Origin of the sequence: Leptospira koniambonensis, assembly GCF_004769555.1 — a bacterium.
Lineage (GTDB): Bacteria > Spirochaetota > Leptospiria > Leptospirales > Leptospiraceae > Leptospira_B > Leptospira_B koniambonensis.
The window spans coordinates 1,722,037-1,738,907 of record NZ_RQFY01000004.1; the positions used below are offsets into that span (position 1 = coordinate 1,722,037).

Below are 16,871 nucleotides of genomic sequence, written 5' to 3' on the forward strand. Positions count from 1 at the left end.
AGTCTTTGCCTGATATCCCCGGAGAAATAAATTTCCATACGTGATACGAAAAATTTTACTCATACTTCTAATTCTCAATTTTTCATTTTCAGTTTCTTCTCAAGAAACAACCCCGAAAAGAACCTATAATATAGTTATAGATCCAGGCCATGGAGGGTTGGATCTAAAACCTAAGGAAGAACATGGAGATAAATACGATCCAATCTCCAATAAATATCTGGAACCTTATAAAGCGGGAGCTCAAACAAAATCCAGAAGAGAAAGCGAAGTAGTATTAGCACTTGCGAAAGAAGTAAAAGAAATTTTGGATCTTACCAAAACTCAGGAAGGATTCGAAATATTCAGATCTCATGCAAAAAAATTCACAAATGATACTCTTCCTTGGATCAGAATAGATTCAGATCTAACAAGAGAAGAAACAGCAAAGGAAGAAGGAGCCGATCTTTCTTCTGACCCAAATGCTTTTTATAGATTATATGATTATCCGGATAAAAAATCCGGTAAGCTTAAGCCTGGAAGAATTTCCAGGATCAACGCTGCTCGTCCTTATTTAGTTTTGTCTTTGCATTTGAATCCAAGTTGGAAAGGACATCCAGGCGGAATGGCTGCGGTTCTTTCTCCTTCTTATAGAACCTTCTATAATTTACGAAAAATCTCAGAAGGAAAATCTTCTAAATCTTTTGAAGATGGACCTTGGAGCGAATGGATGCGTTTCAAAATGGAATGGTCCCGTTTGGAAAACGCAGTTGCAGATGCTTGGATCTATTTTAATGGTTACTGGCCGAACAAATCAGGAAAAAAAACTGACCTATCCAATTTCGAAGGATATCGCCAAAATATGGTGACTTGGAAATACGCAGATCCTTCCGGCTGGATCGATAAAGCGGTGTTAGACGGTCCAGGACCTTATGCAAAAAAACATTCAGAATATTCTGCAAAAGGAAAATTCTGGGATAGAGAAAGGGCAGAACCTGAACTTTGGAGAAGAGAAGACGGTGCAGAAGGGTTCGGTGGAGATAATCATTACGCTGCAACAGAGCTAATGAGATTTTTGCAATATGGTCTTAGGACTATACCTAATTCAGAAGAAGAATTATCCAACCCTGGGCCAATCAATAAACCTTATATCTCTACTTATAGTCTTCCTACATTTATCAATGCAATCTCCGCTTATTTAGAGATTGGTTATATTGATAAGGAGAAGGATATGAAAATCCTGACCCAAAGAAGAAAGGACACTGCGATCAGTTTGGCAGTTGGGGTTTATTCCTTATTTCATGGTATCAAAATTAAATCTGCAGATCTACCTTATATCCCAAAGGGGAAGAAGATAGATTGGGCGCGTTATGAGAACTTGAAGGAAGGGAATTACTTCAGAGTTGTTAGGGATGAATAATTTTAAAGAGGAGACAACTACAGAATGAATTTTTTTACTCATAATTTATCCGTCGATTTCAGGAAAACAACCCTACTTTTCATATTCTTACTATGTTCGATAATATCTTGTTCTCCTAAACCAAAGGTTGAGACAAATGAAATTGCAGAGCCCAGCAAACCATTAAGTCGAAAATTGGAACGATCTATTCTAAGTAGTTCGAAAAAATACGAGCTTCAAATTTACTCAAGTGAAAACCCAGGTTGTTCTGACCAACCTTCAAGCGCTTACGATGGAGATTCGATTAAGCGAGCCATGCTTTGCGAATTTAGAATCGTGGACATGGGGGATAAAAAAGTAAAATATGAAGTTTCTTTAAGTGAAGACAAAAAATCTGATGCAGAACTGTTTCAGATTGATCCCAAAAAATCCACCGAACTCGCTCGGTTTATGATTACGGGGGATACCGGTTTTATTTCAGAAATTCCTAATATTATTATCTATACTGCAGATTCAAAAATAAAATTCAATCTGGATTCGGAAAGCATGATCTCTACGGAATCAAGGAAATAGAAGAGCGCCAGTAGATATACGTATGTTGTCTGGAGCATTTGAATCATAGAAGTTTGGAGCGAGTAGAAAATTTTGCTATACAAACCGAGCCTGTCCTATTGTCTTTTGGTTCGTATGAAACGGTTTTTATATTCGGTCCTTGCCCTCTTTATAATTTGTTTTATCGCTTCGGCTATTTATACAAGTTCCTCAGCGTATAAGGTTCCGAAAAATAATCTAGATTCTTTTTTACGTTCTGAAGATAAATCTTCCAAAAAATTCGTATTGTTCTTGGGAGACAGCATCACCCATGGAACTGTGAGTTTCGATTATGTTCGTACCTTGTCCGAGAATCCTTCCTTAGAAAAATTTACATTCGTGAACGAAGGGATCAATAGTAGACTCACTTACCAGATCTTGGAAAAAATTCCTGACGCAGTTCGTTTATCTCCAGAGCATATTTTTATTCTGATAGGAACCAATGATGCTAAGGCAGCATTGAACGAAGAAGAATATAAAAGTTATAATAAACTTTGGAAACTTCCGGAAGTTCCTAATATCTCGACTTACGAAAAGAACCTAAGAGAGATTGTTAATAGTCTTAAGTCAGAGACACATTTTAAAGTCCACCTGATTTCCATTCCTGTTTTAGGAGAGGCTTTAGATAGTGCTCCTTTGAAACAATCCATTGCTTATTCCGAAATCATTCGTAAGATAGCAAAAGATTCTGGGGTTTCTTATCTACCATTTAACGAATCTTTGGTGACAGAATTACAAAAGGAACCGAATCATCCAGAAAAGATATACGCCAAAAATACTCCTAGATTGTATTGGACAGTTTATAAACATTTCGGCCTGTTCCAATCCTGGGATCAAATTTCGGAACAGGCTGGTCGGACTTTTTTGACAGATGATATTCATATAAATGAGAAGGCGGGTAAAATCCTGCTTGGAATGATCCAAAAGGAATTAACGGAATCATCTGAAAAATAGATTGGATATTCCTTTTTTTAGTTATTCGGATAGAAGGGTCTTTTGACCTTTCTTCTTTAAATATTTTTTTCAATACCGAAACTTAGGCTTAATACTGAAACAGATTTATTGAATTGGAATTGAGCAAGTTGTATCTCTCTCGCGGAAAAGATAGAATGTGCAAGAGCCCAGTCTGAGGACTCACTTCCTTTCATTGATTTTGGAAATGCATATTCGATTGCTAAATGAAGCGCGGAACCGCTCGTAGTATAATATCCTAAACCTCCAGCTAGATGGTGTTCGTTTGTGGTTCCAAGCATTGGATTTAATCCCTGGGGAGTCGTAGGTGTTTTAGCATAACTGTATCCTGCTCTGAATCTAAATCCGTATTTCCATTCGTATTCAGCGCCTATAGCGAAACAATATTGATCTTTCCATCTGAAATTCATCTGCATTACATTTGATTCGAGTCCGACCGGAGTGGTTACTAATGGTTGATCTAATATGAATCGATTTGTGCGAAAATTTTGGGACCAAGGAATAAACTTAATATCAAAATCAAAGATCCAGGAATTATTCCTATAAGAGATCCCGAAAATATGTCGATCCGGCCAAACCATATATCTGGACACTCGAGATTCATTTTTGACGATTGGATCTTCTCCTTCTACTTTCATCTGTCCGTCCATATGTAAAACGTTTCGAAGTGTATAAGAGTATGCTACTCGAACATTCGAGGAGACTTCATAAGAAAATCCTAATTTTCCTCCGTAGGAGTAGGCGGGATCGCAATTATACGCGAGGCTGCCTGGCAGTTCGACTGTCCTGCTAAGATCCAAGTTTGTCTTCTTCATTTCCATGAATGCATATGCAAGATCAAGTCCTAAGCCCACGGATAGATTTCCGAATTTATATCCGGCACCTATAGTTAACTTAGTAAGCATAAATTTAAATTTAAGATCTTCTTGGACTTTTCTCTCCGTTCCGAATGGAACATTAGCACCTAATGTATCATTCAAAGTTTGTTTGCCTGGAGAGATCCGATTTATATTCGAAAAGGAACCTCCACCTCCACCTTGTGTATACAATGCAAACCCGATCCCGAGACGATCCGTGACTGGTTGTATATAGCCTATATAAGGAAAAACCGCCCTTGGAGTTTCCACGATCCTATTTTGGTAAGAGAGGTTGGGGTCCTGGTCCATAAAAGAATCTGAATATTCTATTTTTGCAAAATGAACAGAAGTTCCGAATTCCCATTTAGGAGTAGTGAGTCTCGCTAAATGAGATGGATTTGATTCCAAGTCCATGACGGATCCACCAACAGCCTGAAATGCGCCTCCCATCCCAGCTTGCCTTGCGCCGAATGAAGTGGGCATGATCCCCTGGAATCCGTAAACAGAAGAGCAAATTGATGAGAAGAAGAGTAGGAGAATCGCTAAATAGGGGGCAGGGTCTCTTTTACGTCGGATAGGTCCAAAACTACCTCTGATATTAATTCCGAGATTCATTCTCAAATTATGCAAAATATCCCAAACTTTGCATTGATCCAAGTCAATTTTTAGAATCTGGTGAGATAAACCATGGGTTCAGGATATGCAGGATAGCGGATGGAGAACCTGGATGCGGTTTCTGTTTTTCTTCTATCTTCCGGAAAACAGATAAATTCGATCCGGAAGTCTCGGACTTCCATCTCTGGCGGCTGGATCCCATCTATAAAATCCATCCACTCCCAAGTTGGAACATTGATAAAAAGAAGTCCCCCCTCTGGGAATTCGTAACGCGGTTCTTTTTTATATTCTTGAGAATTCCATTCTAAATGGATATACACTCTGGGATGATGTTCTTCGAAGTCCATTATCAATTCGTAATTGATCCGATCGAGTGCAGGTTTTAGAGAGGGGAAGGAAATCGTTTTCATAGTTTTCGTTTTAAAAATTTTGCGGCCTTTCTTCCGATTTCTTTTCCTAGTTCGACTGTTTCTTCTAGTCTGGATTGTTTAGTGGTGATCAGACCGACTGGAAGTTTTGATTCAGGTGCGATTGTATAAATACGGACTCCTTTTGGAGGATTAGAAGCGATCTCTCTTGCCGTATTATAATTTGTATGATGAGAAAATTTCATGATCTTGGATAATTTTCGATCTAGAGGAAAAGATAAAAATCTACTTATAGGAGTAAGTGGAGGAGAAGAATGTTGGATGGGAGAATTTAACACTACAGTTATATCCTTATATCCTGCTTGAATGAGATCTTGTAATGGCAAAGGATTCAGAATAGCCGCATCGGATAAATATTCACCTTCTACCTTATATTTTCCCTTGGTCGCAATAGGGAGAGATGTAGCTGCCTTTAATAGATCAAAAAGATTTTCTTTTGTAGCTTTTCTATATTCTACTGATCTGGAGTGGAGATTGCTGACTGCAATTCTTAGTTCGGGTAATCCTCTTTTACCTAAATTTTCCGTTAAGATCCTGTATTTTTTTCTAAATAGATAATCTATTAAATATTTCTGATCCAAAAATGGTTTACCAAAAAGAGGGTGAAAGATTGATATTAATTTTTTCCCTGCTAGTTCGTATTTCCAAATAGAAAGAGTGTGATCTCCTGAAACAGGTTCAGGATCCGGGGTGGTCGCGTAATATGCCGCGCAACAAGCTCCCGAGGAGACCGCCAAGACTAAATCGAAATTTTTGGCAGGTAGAATACAATTCAAAGAATGTAATACTCCTCCGGCAAACGCTCCTTTCATCCCTCCTCCTTCTACCAATAATGCTCGCTTTCTTTTTCTTGCTTTAGGAAGTTCCATGATTTCTCCTTTAAAGGAAATTCGGAAATTTATCCTTCATTTCCATTTATAAAAGATAAGAGATCATCTCTTCTGAAAATGTTGCAAATTCAAGAAGACTTCGAGTTTAAGAAATTCATTACAACTTATTAAACATGATAAATGTTAATACGCACATTGATATCGATCAATTGCTTCTGAAAGATTTTCAGTTAAAATTTATTCTGTAAATGGAAGACAGGCAGAAAGAAAAAACATCATTATCTACTGAAGTTTTAGTGATCGGGGGCGGCCTTGCCGGGATCGTTCTCGCTTTGGATCTATTGGATGCCGGGAAGAGAGTGATCTTAGTGGATCGCGATTCTGAGGATCGATTAGGTGGACTTGCTCGACTTTCTTTCGGCGGCATCTTTATGGTGGATACTCCGATCCAAAGGTGGAATGGGATAAAAGATAATATTTCTTTAGCTCTTTCAGATTGGAATTCCACAGCCGAATTTTCAAAAGAAGATAAGTTCCCAAAACTTTGGGCACAAGAATACGTTAACCGATCCTTAGAAGATATATTCTACTATTTAAAGGGAAAATCTGTCGGTTTCTTTCCAGTCGTTCATTGGGTGGAAAGGGGAATGTTCAAGCCTGGAAATAGTGTTCCTAGATTTCATATGGTTTGGGGAACCGGAGACAGTTTGATGTCCTCTTTAAAGAAAAATTTATACTCTCATAAAAACCTGAATCGACTTCATTTTTTATTTGGGACAAGGGCTAAGGAACTGATCCGTTCAGGAAAGAGAATCCAAGGTTGTATTGCTGAATCTGAAACCGATGGAAGAAGTTACAAGATCCTTGCCGAACATACTGTGCTAGCTAGCGGTGGAATAGCGGGAGACATGAAGAAGGTCAGAAAACATTGGCCTAAGTCTCTTGGAAAACCGCCAGAGATCATACTGAACGGTTCCCACAAATTTGCAATCGGAGATCTTCATACTGCTTCTGTAAAGATAGGAGCGAATTTAACTCATTTAGATAAAATGTGGAATTACGCCGCTGGTGTTCATCATCCTGATCCCAAATGGGAAGGAGAAGGACTCAGCTTGGTTCCTCCAAAGTCCGCACTTTGGTTGAATTCAAAGGGAGAAAGGATCGGGCCAATTCCTTTGGTTACAGGGTTTGATACTAAGTATCTTGTAGAAAGGATCTGTGCTCAAGAAGAGAAGTTCTCTTGGCAGATCATGAATTGGAAAATTGCAGTTAAAGAACTTGCTGTTTCAGGTTCGGAATTTAACGACTCTATCCGCAATAAGGACTTCTTAGGATTTTTAAAAACTGTTTTTTTTGGGAACGAACCTTTTATAAAAAAGATCAGCTCTGAATGTCCCGATTTCGTGGTGGCAGATTCAGTTGCAGAACTTGCAGAAGGGATGAACCAACTAAATGAAAATCACTCCATCAATGCGGATCAATTGGAAAAAACAATATTAGAATATGATGAGATGATCGAAAGGGGAGAAGTATTCCATAACGATGATCAACTCAGAAGGATCACACAACTTAGAAATTATCGCGGGGATCGCGCGAGAACCTGCAAATTCCAAAAGATCCTAGATCGAAAAGCAATGCCTCTCATTGCGATACGTGAATTTATACTTACCCGAAAGTCAATGGGGGGAATCCAAACGGATCTAAGATCTAGGGTTTTGGATTCTAAGGGAAATCCTATAGAAGGCCTCTATGCGGTAGGCGAAGCCGCAGGCTTTGGCGGTGGCGGAATCCACGGAAAAGGCGCTCTTGAAGGGACCTTCTTAGGAAGCTGTATACTTACTTCTAGAATTGCCGCGCGTTCTATTATAAAACCTTAAATAACAGGAATCATTATGAAGAAGACCGGAGCAGAATTGATTGTATATGCATTGGAGCAGATCGGGGTAAAATTTACTTTCGGTATACCTGGTGTCCATAATACAGAATTGTACGATGAATTGAATAGTTCCAAGAATATCACTCCTTATCTTGTTACTCACGAATGCGGAGCTGCATTTATGGCTGACGCAATCAGTAGAACTTCTGAATCGATAGGAACATTGGTAATTGTTCCTGCGGCAGGTGCAACTCACGCATTAAGTGGTATAGGGGAAGCATACTTGGATGGAATTCCAATGCTGATCATATCAGGTGGAGTGAGAACAGATACTGGAAGGAAATTCCAGTTACATCAAATTGATCAGTCCGGTTTTCTGAAAGGGATCACTAAAAAATTCTTCCGAGTAGAAACTCATGAAGATATTATCCCAATCATATTCGAGGCCTATGAGATAGCAACAGAAGACGAAGCAGGGCCGGTCTTTATAGAAATTCCGGTAAATATACAACTATTTTCAGGGAATGTATCCTATATTCCAAAGTTCACACCTGAAAGGAATGTATGGAAGATCGATGAGGCAGCGTTAGAAAATGCGTATGATCTTCTGAAAAATTCATCGCAACCAGGGATTTTTGCGGGTTGGGGAGCGAGAGAAGCGACCAAAGAACTGATCGAACTCGCAGAACTTATAGGTGCTCCAGTTGCAACTACCTTGCAAGGATTGAGCGTATTTCCTGGAGATCATCCTCTTCATACTGGAATGGGCTTTGGTCCTTATTCTGTTCCGGCGGGAGAAGCTGCTTTCGAAAAATGCGATTGTTTATTGGCAATCGGAACAAGATTCTCCGAGATCCCCACCGGAAGTTTTAGCATGAAGGTGCCTGAAAATTTAATCCATATAGATGTGAATCCGGATGTATTCTCTAAAAACTATCCTGCTAAATTTGAATTAGAAGGAGACGCAAAACATATATTGGGTGCTATATTAGAGAAATTTAAAAAAGAAGGAATTCAGAAAATAGGGTCCGAGAAAATGAAGGACCTAATTCTGAAAAAGAAAAAAGAATATAAGGTTGAATGGGAAAAACATTCCGTTCCGGATAAAGTGAATCCTTCTATTTTCTTTAGTGAACTACGTAATCAAATGAAAGAAGAAGATATCCTAGTTGTGGACGATGGGAATCATACTTTCTTAGCCGCCGAATTATTTCCAGCGATCCGCTCTAAAACATTTATCTCTCCTAGTGATTTTAATTCTATGGGGTATTGTGTGCCTGCATCTATAGGGGCAAAGATTGCAAACCCGGATCGTAATGTTGTAGGTATTGTAGGCGACGGCGCATTTTTAATGACCGGATTAGAGTTACTCACTGCTAGTACAAATTCTATCGGGGTAGTGATTTGTGTGTTTTATGATGGAGAGCTAAGCCAGATATCCCAAGGCCAACAGATTCCATATTCTCGTAAAACTTGCACGATACTTGGAGAGTTACAATTAGAGGGTATCGCCAAAGGAACAGGAGCAGCTTATCTTTCTCTCAAATCAAATGAAAACATAGAATCTGTACTTAAACAGGCATTCCGTATCTCAGAGGAAGGAAGACCTGTTATTGTGGATATAAAGATAGATTATTCTAAGGCTACTAGATTTACGAAAGGGGTAGTTCAAGCAAATCTAGGAAGATTTCCTTTAGGAGAAAAATTCAGATTCATCGGGCGTGCTCTTTGGAGAAAATTGACTGGCTGAGCTTTCTTTTCATGTATTTTATAGCTCTATTATTTCACTTTTTCGCGGCTGCCTTCTGGGTGGGCGGAATGCTTTTCTTTGTGCTTATCTTTGGACCGGTATATAAAGATAAAGAACTTTCAGATGTGAAAACTCTGTTATTGCTTAAGATAGCGTTACAATTCAGAAAAATTTCTTATTATGTATTTATAATATTGATCGGTTCGGGCCTTAGTATCGCCTATCTGAGGGGATATTTTGGGGTGTATTCCCAGACTTCTTACTGGATATCCGCTCATGGAAGTATCTTTCTTGCAAAAATGATCTTGTTCTTTCTTCTTCTTTTAAGTTCGATCTTACATGATTTTTTGATCGGTCCAACTGCATTTAAGGACATGGAGAAAGGGGTTAGATATGATAGTCGTAGCAGAAAATATGCATCCATTTTCGGTCGGATCAATCTTCTGATCTCTTTGCTAATCGCAGTCCTTGGACTCGCGTATTCTAGAGGTTTTAGCTTTTAGCGGACCTTCTGCCCTGATAGGTTATTAGAAAAAGTTTTTTAATTCTTCTTTCTTTAACACTTCTATTAATCCTCTTTCCGGATTTATAATTCCTTGGTCCTTGAGTTGTTTAAGTGCTCTGGAAAAAGTTTCAGGTCTTAATGCAAGCATGGATGCGATCTGAGAATGTGCAAGTGTTGCTTGGTTCTCAGGTAGGTAATATAAGAAGTGAGCGACTCTTTGTAGGGAATCCATAGTCATTCCGCGATTGATGGAAAGATTTAATGCTTGGATCTTACTGAACAAAGATTGGATCAAAAGATGGTTTAAAGGGATATCGGTTTTTATTCTTTCGCGTAGCTCTTTAAAAGGAAGAGAAAGAACTGCTCCATCTGTTACAAATTTACCTGATGCAGGAAATGGGATCCCATTGATAAGTGCAAGTTCCGCGATCAATGAAACAGGATTGAAAAAATTTAAAGTGATCTCGTTGGAACTGGAATCATATTTGAAGATCTGTAATTTACCTTCTATTAGAAGATGTAAACAATCAGTCTCATCCCCTTGATGAAATAAGAATTCGTCTTTTTTAAGGACACGTTTTCTTCCACCTGAAAAGATAGATAACATCTCTTCTTTAGATATTTCGTCGAAGATCATTAATCCCATATCTTACTCATTCTCATTCGATTCTTTTCTATAAGTTTTGACGATCTGAAAACGGTTAACTCTATCTTCCGACCGTATGACAATTATCATCGGTGCCTTTTGTGTCTGATTGATCCGGGTCAAGGTGCTTCTTCTCCGAACGTAGTTAGATGAGTTGAAGTCCGGTCATAGGCTCTGATCGCAGAAAACTAAAGATCCGGACTCTCGGGTGTTTATGAAGATAATTAAGAATATCATAAAATTCAGTAAGATCACTCCGGTACTGTTAGGTTTAATCGCTTTCTCTTATTGTGGGAAAGAAAAACCGGCAGAAGCAGAGAGTTCTGTCGGTAGTAAAGGGATTGGGCCGGTCACTTCTGTTACGTTAGGCGCAGTTGATGAAGGGATGGCTCAAAAAGGAAAACAAAACTTCGAAACTAAATGTAGCGCCTGTCATAAATTCGAAGAGAAGGTCGTAGGACCTGCATTAAAGGGAGTAACTGAGAGAAGGACTCCAGAGTGGATCATGAATATGATCTTGAATCCAATAGAGATGACTCAGAAGGATCCGATAGCTCAGGAACTTCTCGCAGAACATCTAACTCAGATGACATTCCAAAACGTTCAAGAATCTGAGGCCAGAGAGATCCTGGAATATCTTAGAAAAATGGATAAGAAATAAGGGAGGAAGAAAATGAAAAAACACAAATTCAGGAATCTTGTGCCTATCGGACTGATGATCTTCATCGGTTTGGGGTACGGATGTAAAGGTGGGGCTGCAACTGCTGCACTCGCATCCGATGCCGCGAAGCGTGTGTATGTGGCGCCGGGAGAGAAGGATGAAGTCTATGCTTTCCTCTCCGGGGGATTCAGCGGTCAAATGTCGGTGTATGGAATTCCTTCCACCCGTTTATTCAAGATCATTCCGGTCTTCTCGGTTTTTCCTGAGAATGGTTATGGATATGATGAAGAAACTAAGAACATGCTTAGAACTACTCATGGGTATATTCCTTGGGATGATAGCCACCATATAGAAGCATCCATGACAGATGGAAAACAAGATGGTCGTTGGTTGTTTTTGAATGCAAACAACACTCCTAGACTTGCTCGGATCGATCTAAAAGCTTTTGAAACAAAAGAGATCATTGAGATCCCTAACAGTGCGGGTAACCATGCTTCTCCTTTTGCTACAGAAAACACTGAGTATCTGATGGCAGCGACTAGGTTCTCCGTACCAATTCCTCAGGCAAGTGTTCCTGTAGAAAATTTCTCTAAAGGAGATTTTAAAGGAACAGTCACCATGGTGAAGGTAGATCCTAAATCAGGAAGACTTTCTTTGGAACTTCAGATACTTGTTCCCGGTTTTGATTACGATCTATCACACTGTGGAAAAGGAAAATCTCACGACTGGTGCTTCTTTACATCTTATAACTCTGAACAAGCATATAAGATGATAGAAGTAGGAGCTTCTAAGAATGATAAGGACTATATCTTAGCATTCAATTGGGTTCGTGCTAAACAATGTCTGGACCAAGGAAAGGCGTCTAACTTTGGTGGAGAATATTATAGAAATTATCTACCGGAGAACCAACCTGTGATTTCCGAAAAGTTGAGCGGTGTAAAAATGCTCCAACCTAAGGATTGCCCTGGAGTCATGTATTATATGCCTACTCCTAAGAGTCCTCACGGAACAGACGTTGATCCTACGGGAGAATATATAGTTGGTGGAGGAAAACTCGCTACGGTTATTCCAGTTCACTCTTTCTCTAAACTTATGGATGTGAAAGACAAACCTGAACATAGATCTGGAATGATCATGGATATCCCGATACTAAAATACGAATCCACTCTTGCTGGAGAAGTAAAGAAACCTTGTTTAGGTCCTTTGCACACAGAGTTTGATGGAAAGGGATATGCTTATACTTCCTGTTTCGTAAGTTCAGAAGTTGTAAAATGGGAATTGGGAACCTGGGAAGTAGAACAACATCTTCCTGCTTACTATAGTGTTGGTCACCTTTCTATCGTAGGCGGTAGTTCGAAAGAACCTTATGGAAAATATCTGATCGCATTGAATAAGATCACCAAAGATAGATATCTTCCTGTAGGTATGGAATTACCCCAGAGTGCTCAGCTCTATGATATCTCAGGTGGTAAGGCGGAACTTCTTTCTGACTTCCCTACAGTGGGAGAGCCTCACTATTCACAAATGATCCCTGCAAAACTCCTTATGGATAAGGCTGCGAAAATTTATCCATTAGAAGAAAATAAACATCCTTACGCGATCAAAAACGAGAAGGATGCGAGAGTCGTTCGGGAAGGTAATACCGTACGTGTTTATATGACACAGATACGGTCTCACTTTAAACCGGACACTATCGAAGTAAGAAGTGGGGATACCGTCTTCTTCCATGTGACTAACTTGGAACAAGACTTTGATATTCCGCACGGTTTTGCAGTGGGTGGGGCGCCAGAGATGCCTAACCTTCTGATCATGCCGGGACAGACCAGGACTTTCAAATGGAAAGCGCCTAAGCCTGGAATATATCCTTTCTACTGCACTGATTTCTGTTCGGCTCTTCACCAAGAAATGCAGCAGTACATAAGGGTGCTTCCTTAAACGAGGGATTTTATGCAGGAACTTCTATTAAAGAAGATCTGCAAAACGAACCGGCTCCTGATTTTAGGAGTCGGTCTTTTGCTTTTATCAGTTTATATTTTGCCTATCTGGCATATCTCATTAGCCGCTCCTCAATATCCGGAAGGTTTGGGAATGAAGATCTGGATCAATAAGATCACAGGTGCTTCTACTTATGATCTTCAGAATATTAATTTGCTAAATCATTATATAGGAATGCACGAAATTGTTTCGGAATCTGTTCCGGAACTTTTGTTTATGCCCTATGTTTTGGGATTTCTGATCTTTGGAGCATTCGTAACATTTCTTCATTCGAAATCGTATATGGTTATTTTAGGAATTCTAAATATTATAATATTAGGGATTCTCGGAATGTATGATTTCTGGAGATGGGAATATAATTACGGCCATAATCTTAATCCTGAAGCTCCGATTGTGGTTCCGGGTATGGCATACCAGCCTCCACTTTTGGGATGTAAGGAAATGTTGAATATCACAGCCTGTAGTTTTCCTTCTTGGGGAGGGGTCATTCTGTTTGCGTCGCTTGGAATTCTTATCTATATTATATGGGATGAGAGAAGGAGGGGAGATGTTTCGTACTAGGACCGGTTTGCCAGTGATCATCTTGTCCTCGTTAGTTTCGATTTCGGTTTTCTGTTCTAAAAGAGAACCGATATTTCCTGAATTCGGGAGAGAACTTTGCGCACATTGTTCCATGGCAATCGTAGACAAACGTTTTCATGCGCAGCTATTAACCGAAAAGGGAAGAAGATACTATTTCGATTCAATTGAATGTTCTCATTCTTTCAAGAAGTCCGCTAGATATTCATCCGGATCTGTTTGGTTTGCAGATTTTGAAAATCCGGACAAAATGATTTCTGAAGATATAGCCGTATTAGTCAGTTCGTCAGAACTGCGTTCCCCTATGGGAGAAGGACTTGCTGCATTTTCCTCAATAGATCGAGCAAAAGAATTTCTGAATACACATAAAGGCTCTATCTGGAGTCGAAACAATGAAAAAGATCATTGATTGGCATCCTGAAAATTCTCGGATCAGTTTTGGATATTCACGATTCGTTACAACTTTCTGCTTCTTCTTTTGTTTAACATCTTCTGATATTTTTTCCAAAGATATAGAAGTATGTAAGGAGAATTGTAAATTTTCTTCCATTCAAACTGCAATTGATTCCGCAAATTCTGGAGATACGATCCGGATCAGAAAAGGTGTCTATCAAGAAGGTATGATATCGATTTCGAAACCATTGGTTTTGGAAGGTTCTAATAGCGTTATCTTAGATGGCAAAAAAGAAAAACATGTATTAGATATCCGATCGAATAATGTCGTAATTCGCGGATTGAGTATTAGAGGTAGTGGAGTCTCAGATACGTCGGAGTACGCAGGAGTTCATGCAGAAAATGTAAAGTCATGTTTAATTGAAAATAATGAGTTTGAGGACAATGCATATGCGGTCTATCTGGCAGAAGTAGAAGATTGTACTGTCCGAGGAAATATATCTTCGGGTAATGCAATAAATGAAGTCTCAGGTGGGAACGGAATCCACCTTTGGTCATCTAAAACGATCAGGATACAAGGGAATGAGTTAAAAAAACATAGAGATGGGATCTATCTAGAATTTTCGAGTAATCTGAAGATAGAGGAAAATTTTTCACACGATAATATCCGCTACGGAATGCATTTTATGTTTTCTTCGGACAATGATTTTAGAGGAAATAGGTTTGAGAACAACTCGGCTGGAGTTGCGGTGATGTACAGCAAAAATATTCTGATCGAAAATAACCGCTTCGAGAATAACTGGGGGGATAGTTCATACGGACTTTTGTTAAAAGAAATCTCAGAGAGTATTCTTACAAAAAACTCATTCGTTCATAATACTGTTGCAATCTTTGCAGATGGATGCAATCGCAATTATTTTACTCACAATGATCTAAGAGACAACGGATGGGGAGTAAGGATCTTGGGTAATAGTGAATCCAATCAATTTGTACAAAACGAATTTAAGGAAAATGTATTCGATATTAGTACAAATACAAAACATACCACGAATTTATTTAAAGAAAATTATTGGGATAGTTACGACGGTTATGATCTGGATTTAGACAGATTTGGAGATATTCCCCATAAGCCTGTTCATTTTTTCGGATATTGGGTAGTAGTTTATCCTTTTCTAATGGTTTTATATAACTCTCCAGTAGTGAATTTTTTACAAGCAATCGAAAAAGCATTTCCGATCGTTACTCCCATAGATCTGGAAGATCCAAAGCCAAGGATGAGGAGTCACGTATGATGCAGGTAAAAGATCTGACCGTTCAATATGGAAAATCAATCGCAGTTAAAGGAATTTCCTTCCACGCAGAAGCGGGAAATATTCTTTCTTTGATTGGTCCCAACGGCTCCGGTAAAAGTTCGGTTCTCAAAAGTATCGTAGGCCTAGTAAACCCAATCTATGGTCGTATAGAATTTAAGGGAGAAGAAGGGCACACTAACTCTAATATCGGATATATGCCCCAAGCTCCTTTGTTTCCAAAAAATGTAAAGGTATCCGAGCTTGTAGATTTTTTGAAAAAATTGGAATCTTCCGATCAGAAAGAATTTCAAGAATTATTTGATCTACTCGGTTTAAAGGATTATGAAAATATAAAGTTTGGATCTTTATCAGGAGGAACAAAGCAAAAAGTAAATATTCTACAATGTTTTTCGATTCGTAAACCTGTTTACATAGTGGATGAGCCTACTGCGAGTTTGGATCCTTATATTTCGAATCTTTTAAAAGAAATATTATTTAGAAAAAAGAGAGAAGGGGCCTTGATCGTTTTTTCAACCCATATCTTAAACGAGGTGGAAGAGGTCGCTGATCGTTTTTTACTAATGTCGGAAGGTTCTTTATTGATCGATGATTCTCCTGTAAATTTTGTAAAGAACAGAGATAAGGGAAATCTTCAGAACGCTTTAATGGAATTTTGGAATACTAAGTATTCGGTAAAAAGATGAATGAATTAATCTTATTCGAACTAAAAGAAAATATCAGAAGTAAATGGATGTTTGTATTTGCTGGCTTTCTTGCGATTTCTGCGGGAGCGCTCAACTATTTCGGGGATGAAAGCGGTGGAAGATTAGTTGTAAGTCAGATGAATCTGGTCTTATTTGTAGTTCCCTTATTCTCCATTACGTTTGCAGGATTAACATTCAATGATTCACTTCCTTTTGCAGAAGTACTTCTTTCCAAATCATTGACGAGAACTCAATATTTTTTTGGAAAATATTGCGGAGTAAGTTTGTCTCTTTTTTTAAGTTTCCTGGTTGGACTTACACTCCCAGGACTACCGTTTCTTTTCATTGAACCTAAGCTTGCGATCTTATTCTTTGAATTAATCTTTTTTGGAACTATATTAATTTTAGTATTCGTTTCTTTGGGATTTTTATTAGCCTCCTTCTTTAAAAAAGGGGAGCTGATCGTTTCCGGTGCCTTGCTTGTTTGGTTATATTTCTTTTTACTATTCGATTCATTCGTTTTTATGTTGAGTATATATTTAGGTGATTATCCGGTGGAAATTCCCGCATTACTTGTGATTCTATTCAATCCAGTTGATCTGGTGAGGATTTTGATCATTTTACAGACAAAGGCTTCTGTCTTACTCGGATTCTCCGGTGCATTTTTAATCAGAAGTTTAGGAACGCTAATAGTAGTCCTACTATCTAGTTTGTTCTTAATATTTTGGATTATGATGCCTTTAAGTATTTCTTATAAAAGATTTTTAGTTCGAAACTTCTAAATAAGCAGAAGGCCCTCATT

17 protein-coding genes are annotated in these 16,871 nt (G+C 38.7%); 13 read left to right on the forward strand and 4 right to left on the reverse strand.

Translation table 11 applies throughout. The features are described from left to right. The first annotated feature begins 70 nt into the window (after positions 1–70). From EHQ52_RS12135 to EHQ52_RS12145, 3 genes are all read left to right on the forward strand, one after another. Positions 71–1,396 carry an N-acetylmuramoyl-L-alanine amidase gene (locus tag EHQ52_RS12135; protein WP_425269395.1) on the forward strand — a complete coding sequence of 442 codons (1,326 nt, stop codon included), beginning with the start codon at positions 71–73 and terminating at the stop codon, positions 1,394–1,396. Between the two features lie 24 nt (positions 1,397–1,420). Further along, the gene (locus tag EHQ52_RS12140) at positions 1,421–1,948 is read left to right on the forward strand and encodes a hypothetical protein (RefSeq protein WP_135615405.1); all 528 of its coding nucleotides are present in this window, start codon (positions 1,421–1,423) and stop codon (positions 1,946–1,948) included. A 114-nt stretch (positions 1,949–2,062) separates the two neighbouring features. Next, positions 2,063–2,920, forward strand: a complete 858-nt coding sequence (locus EHQ52_RS12145) for an SGNH/GDSL hydrolase family protein (RefSeq protein ID WP_135615406.1) — start codon at positions 2,063–2,065, stop codon at positions 2,918–2,920. Positions 2,921–2,976: 56 nt separating this feature from the next. On the opposite strand, the gene EHQ52_RS12150 is transcribed toward EHQ52_RS12145, so the two are convergent. From EHQ52_RS12150 to EHQ52_RS12160, 3 genes are read right to left on the reverse strand one after another with little or no spacing between them, the layout of a single operon-like run. After that, positions 2,977–4,410 carry an OmpP1/FadL family transporter gene (locus EHQ52_RS12150; RefSeq protein ID WP_135615407.1) on the reverse strand — a complete coding sequence of 478 codons (1,434 nt, stop codon included), beginning with the start codon at positions 4,408–4,410 and terminating at the stop codon, positions 2,977–2,979. A 50-nt stretch (positions 4,411–4,460) separates the two neighbouring features. Beyond that, entirely contained in the window at positions 4,461–4,820 is a 360-nt protein-coding gene (locus tag EHQ52_RS12155) for a hypothetical protein (protein ID WP_135615408.1), read from the reverse strand. Continuing rightward, complete coding sequence (locus EHQ52_RS12160; protein WP_135615409.1) at positions 4,817–5,707, reverse strand: patatin-like phospholipase family protein; 891 nt, start codon at positions 5,705–5,707, stop codon at positions 4,817–4,819. Before EHQ52_RS12160 ends, EHQ52_RS12155 begins: the two co-directional genes overlap by 4 nt. Positions 5,708–5,916: 209 nt before the next feature. Here EHQ52_RS12160 and EHQ52_RS12165 point away from each other — a divergent pair, with 209 nt between their 5' ends. From EHQ52_RS12165 to EHQ52_RS12175, 3 genes are all read left to right on the forward strand, one after another. Beyond that, entirely contained in the window at positions 5,917–7,545 is a 1,629-nt protein-coding gene (locus tag EHQ52_RS12165; RefSeq protein WP_135615410.1) for an FAD-binding dehydrogenase, read from the forward strand. A gap of 15 nt (positions 7,546–7,560) precedes the next feature. Continuing rightward, positions 7,561–9,294 (forward strand): thiamine pyrophosphate-binding protein, encoded by a 1,734-nt coding sequence (locus tag EHQ52_RS12170; RefSeq protein ID WP_135615411.1) that lies wholly within the window; start codon positions 7,561–7,563, stop codon positions 9,292–9,294. A 68-nt stretch (positions 9,295–9,362) separates the two neighbouring features. Beyond that, positions 9,363–9,797 (forward strand): copper resistance protein CopD, encoded by a 435-nt coding sequence (locus EHQ52_RS12175; protein WP_244244852.1) that lies wholly within the window; start codon positions 9,363–9,365, stop codon positions 9,795–9,797. Positions 9,798–9,821: 24 nt separating this feature from the next. Here EHQ52_RS12175 and EHQ52_RS12180 read toward each other — a convergent pair whose 3' ends face one another. Continuing rightward, positions 9,822–10,445, reverse strand: coding sequence for a Crp/Fnr family transcriptional regulator (locus EHQ52_RS12180; RefSeq protein WP_135615413.1), 624 nt, complete (start codon positions 10,443–10,445; stop codon positions 9,822–9,824). 214 nt (positions 10,446–10,659) lie between these two features. Between EHQ52_RS12180 and EHQ52_RS12185 the strand changes: the two genes are divergently transcribed. Genes EHQ52_RS12185 through EHQ52_RS12215 form a run of 7 tightly spaced genes read left to right on the forward strand, consistent with a single transcriptional unit; the run spans position 10,660 to position 16,851 of the window. Then, positions 10,660–11,106, forward strand: a complete 447-nt coding sequence (locus EHQ52_RS12185; RefSeq protein WP_135615414.1) for a c-type cytochrome — start codon at positions 10,660–10,662, stop codon at positions 11,104–11,106. 54 nt (positions 11,107–11,160) lie between these two features. Continuing rightward, the gene (nosZ, locus tag EHQ52_RS12190) at positions 11,161–13,041 is read left to right on the forward strand and encodes a Sec-dependent nitrous-oxide reductase (protein WP_244244890.1); all 1,881 of its coding nucleotides are present in this window, start codon (positions 11,161–11,163) and stop codon (positions 13,039–13,041) included. 12 nt (positions 13,042–13,053) lie between these two features. Beyond that, a complete protein-coding gene (locus tag EHQ52_RS12195; RefSeq protein ID WP_135615416.1) occupies positions 13,054–13,662 on the forward strand; it encodes a hypothetical protein in 609 nt (202 codons plus the stop codon). Further along, a complete protein-coding gene (locus tag EHQ52_RS12200; protein ID WP_135615417.1) occupies positions 13,649–14,089 on the forward strand; it encodes a nitrous oxide reductase accessory protein NosL in 441 nt (146 codons plus the stop codon). Before EHQ52_RS12195 ends, EHQ52_RS12200 begins: the two co-directional genes overlap by 14 nt. After that, a complete protein-coding gene (locus EHQ52_RS12205; protein WP_135615418.1) occupies positions 14,073–15,365 on the forward strand; it encodes a nitrous oxide reductase family maturation protein NosD in 1,293 nt (430 codons plus the stop codon). Before EHQ52_RS12200 ends, EHQ52_RS12205 begins: the two co-directional genes overlap by 17 nt. Further along, entirely contained in the window at positions 15,362–16,069 is a 708-nt protein-coding gene (locus EHQ52_RS12210) for an ABC transporter ATP-binding protein (RefSeq protein ID WP_135615419.1), read from the forward strand. Before EHQ52_RS12205 ends, EHQ52_RS12210 begins: the two co-directional genes overlap by 4 nt. Continuing rightward, positions 16,066–16,851: an ABC transporter permease gene (locus tag EHQ52_RS12215; protein ID WP_135615420.1), complete on the forward strand. Its 786-nt coding sequence runs from the start codon at positions 16,066–16,068 to the stop codon at positions 16,849–16,851. The genes EHQ52_RS12210 and EHQ52_RS12215 overlap by 4 nt, the downstream gene beginning before the upstream one ends. Positions 16,852–16,871: the final 20 nt, after the last annotated feature.

Bases quoted from the DNA above. Each gene is read 5' to 3' on its own strand.
- EHQ52_RS12215 (WP_135615420.1), top strand. From the start codon at position 16,066: ATGAATGAATTAATCTTATTCGAACTAAAAGAAAATATCAGAAGTAAA.
- EHQ52_RS12175 (WP_244244852.1), top strand. From the start codon at position 9,363: ATGCTTTTCTTTGTGCTTATCTTTGGACCGGTATATAAAGATAAAGAA.
- EHQ52_RS12185 (WP_135615414.1), top strand. From the start codon at position 10,660: ATGAAGATAATTAAGAATATCATAAAATTCAGTAAGATCACTCCGGTA.
- EHQ52_RS12200 (WP_135615417.1), top strand. From the start codon at position 13,649: ATGTTTCGTACTAGGACCGGTTTGCCAGTGATCATCTTGTCCTCGTTA.
- EHQ52_RS12195 (WP_135615416.1), top strand. From the start codon at position 13,054: ATGCAGGAACTTCTATTAAAGAAGATCTGCAAAACGAACCGGCTCCTG.
- EHQ52_RS12145 (WP_135615406.1), top strand. From the start codon at position 2,063: ATGAAACGGTTTTTATATTCGGTCCTTGCCCTCTTTATAATTTGTTTT.
- EHQ52_RS12155 (WP_135615408.1), bottom strand. From the start codon at position 4,820: ATGAAAACGATTTCCTTCCCCTCTCTAAAACCTGCACTCGATCGGATC.
- EHQ52_RS12150 (WP_135615407.1), bottom strand. From the start codon at position 4,410: ATGAATCTCGGAATTAATATCAGAGGTAGTTTTGGACCTATCCGACGT.
- EHQ52_RS12140 (WP_135615405.1), top strand. From the start codon at position 1,421: ATGAATTTTTTTACTCATAATTTATCCGTCGATTTCAGGAAAACAACC.
- EHQ52_RS12210 (WP_135615419.1), top strand. From the start codon at position 15,362: ATGATGCAGGTAAAAGATCTGACCGTTCAATATGGAAAATCAATCGCA.
- EHQ52_RS12160 (WP_135615409.1), bottom strand. From the start codon at position 5,707: ATGGAACTTCCTAAAGCAAGAAAAAGAAAGCGAGCATTATTGGTAGAA.
- EHQ52_RS12170 (WP_135615411.1), top strand. From the start codon at position 7,561: ATGAAGAAGACCGGAGCAGAATTGATTGTATATGCATTGGAGCAGATC.
- EHQ52_RS12165 (WP_135615410.1), top strand. From the start codon at position 5,917: ATGGAAGACAGGCAGAAAGAAAAAACATCATTATCTACTGAAGTTTTA.
- EHQ52_RS12205 (WP_135615418.1), top strand. From the start codon at position 14,073: ATGAAAAAGATCATTGATTGGCATCCTGAAAATTCTCGGATCAGTTTT.
- nosZ (WP_244244890.1), top strand. From the start codon at position 11,161: ATGATCTTCATCGGTTTGGGGTACGGATGTAAAGGTGGGGCTGCAACT.
- EHQ52_RS12180 (WP_135615413.1), bottom strand. From the start codon at position 10,445: ATGGGATTAATGATCTTCGACGAAATATCTAAAGAAGAGATGTTATCT.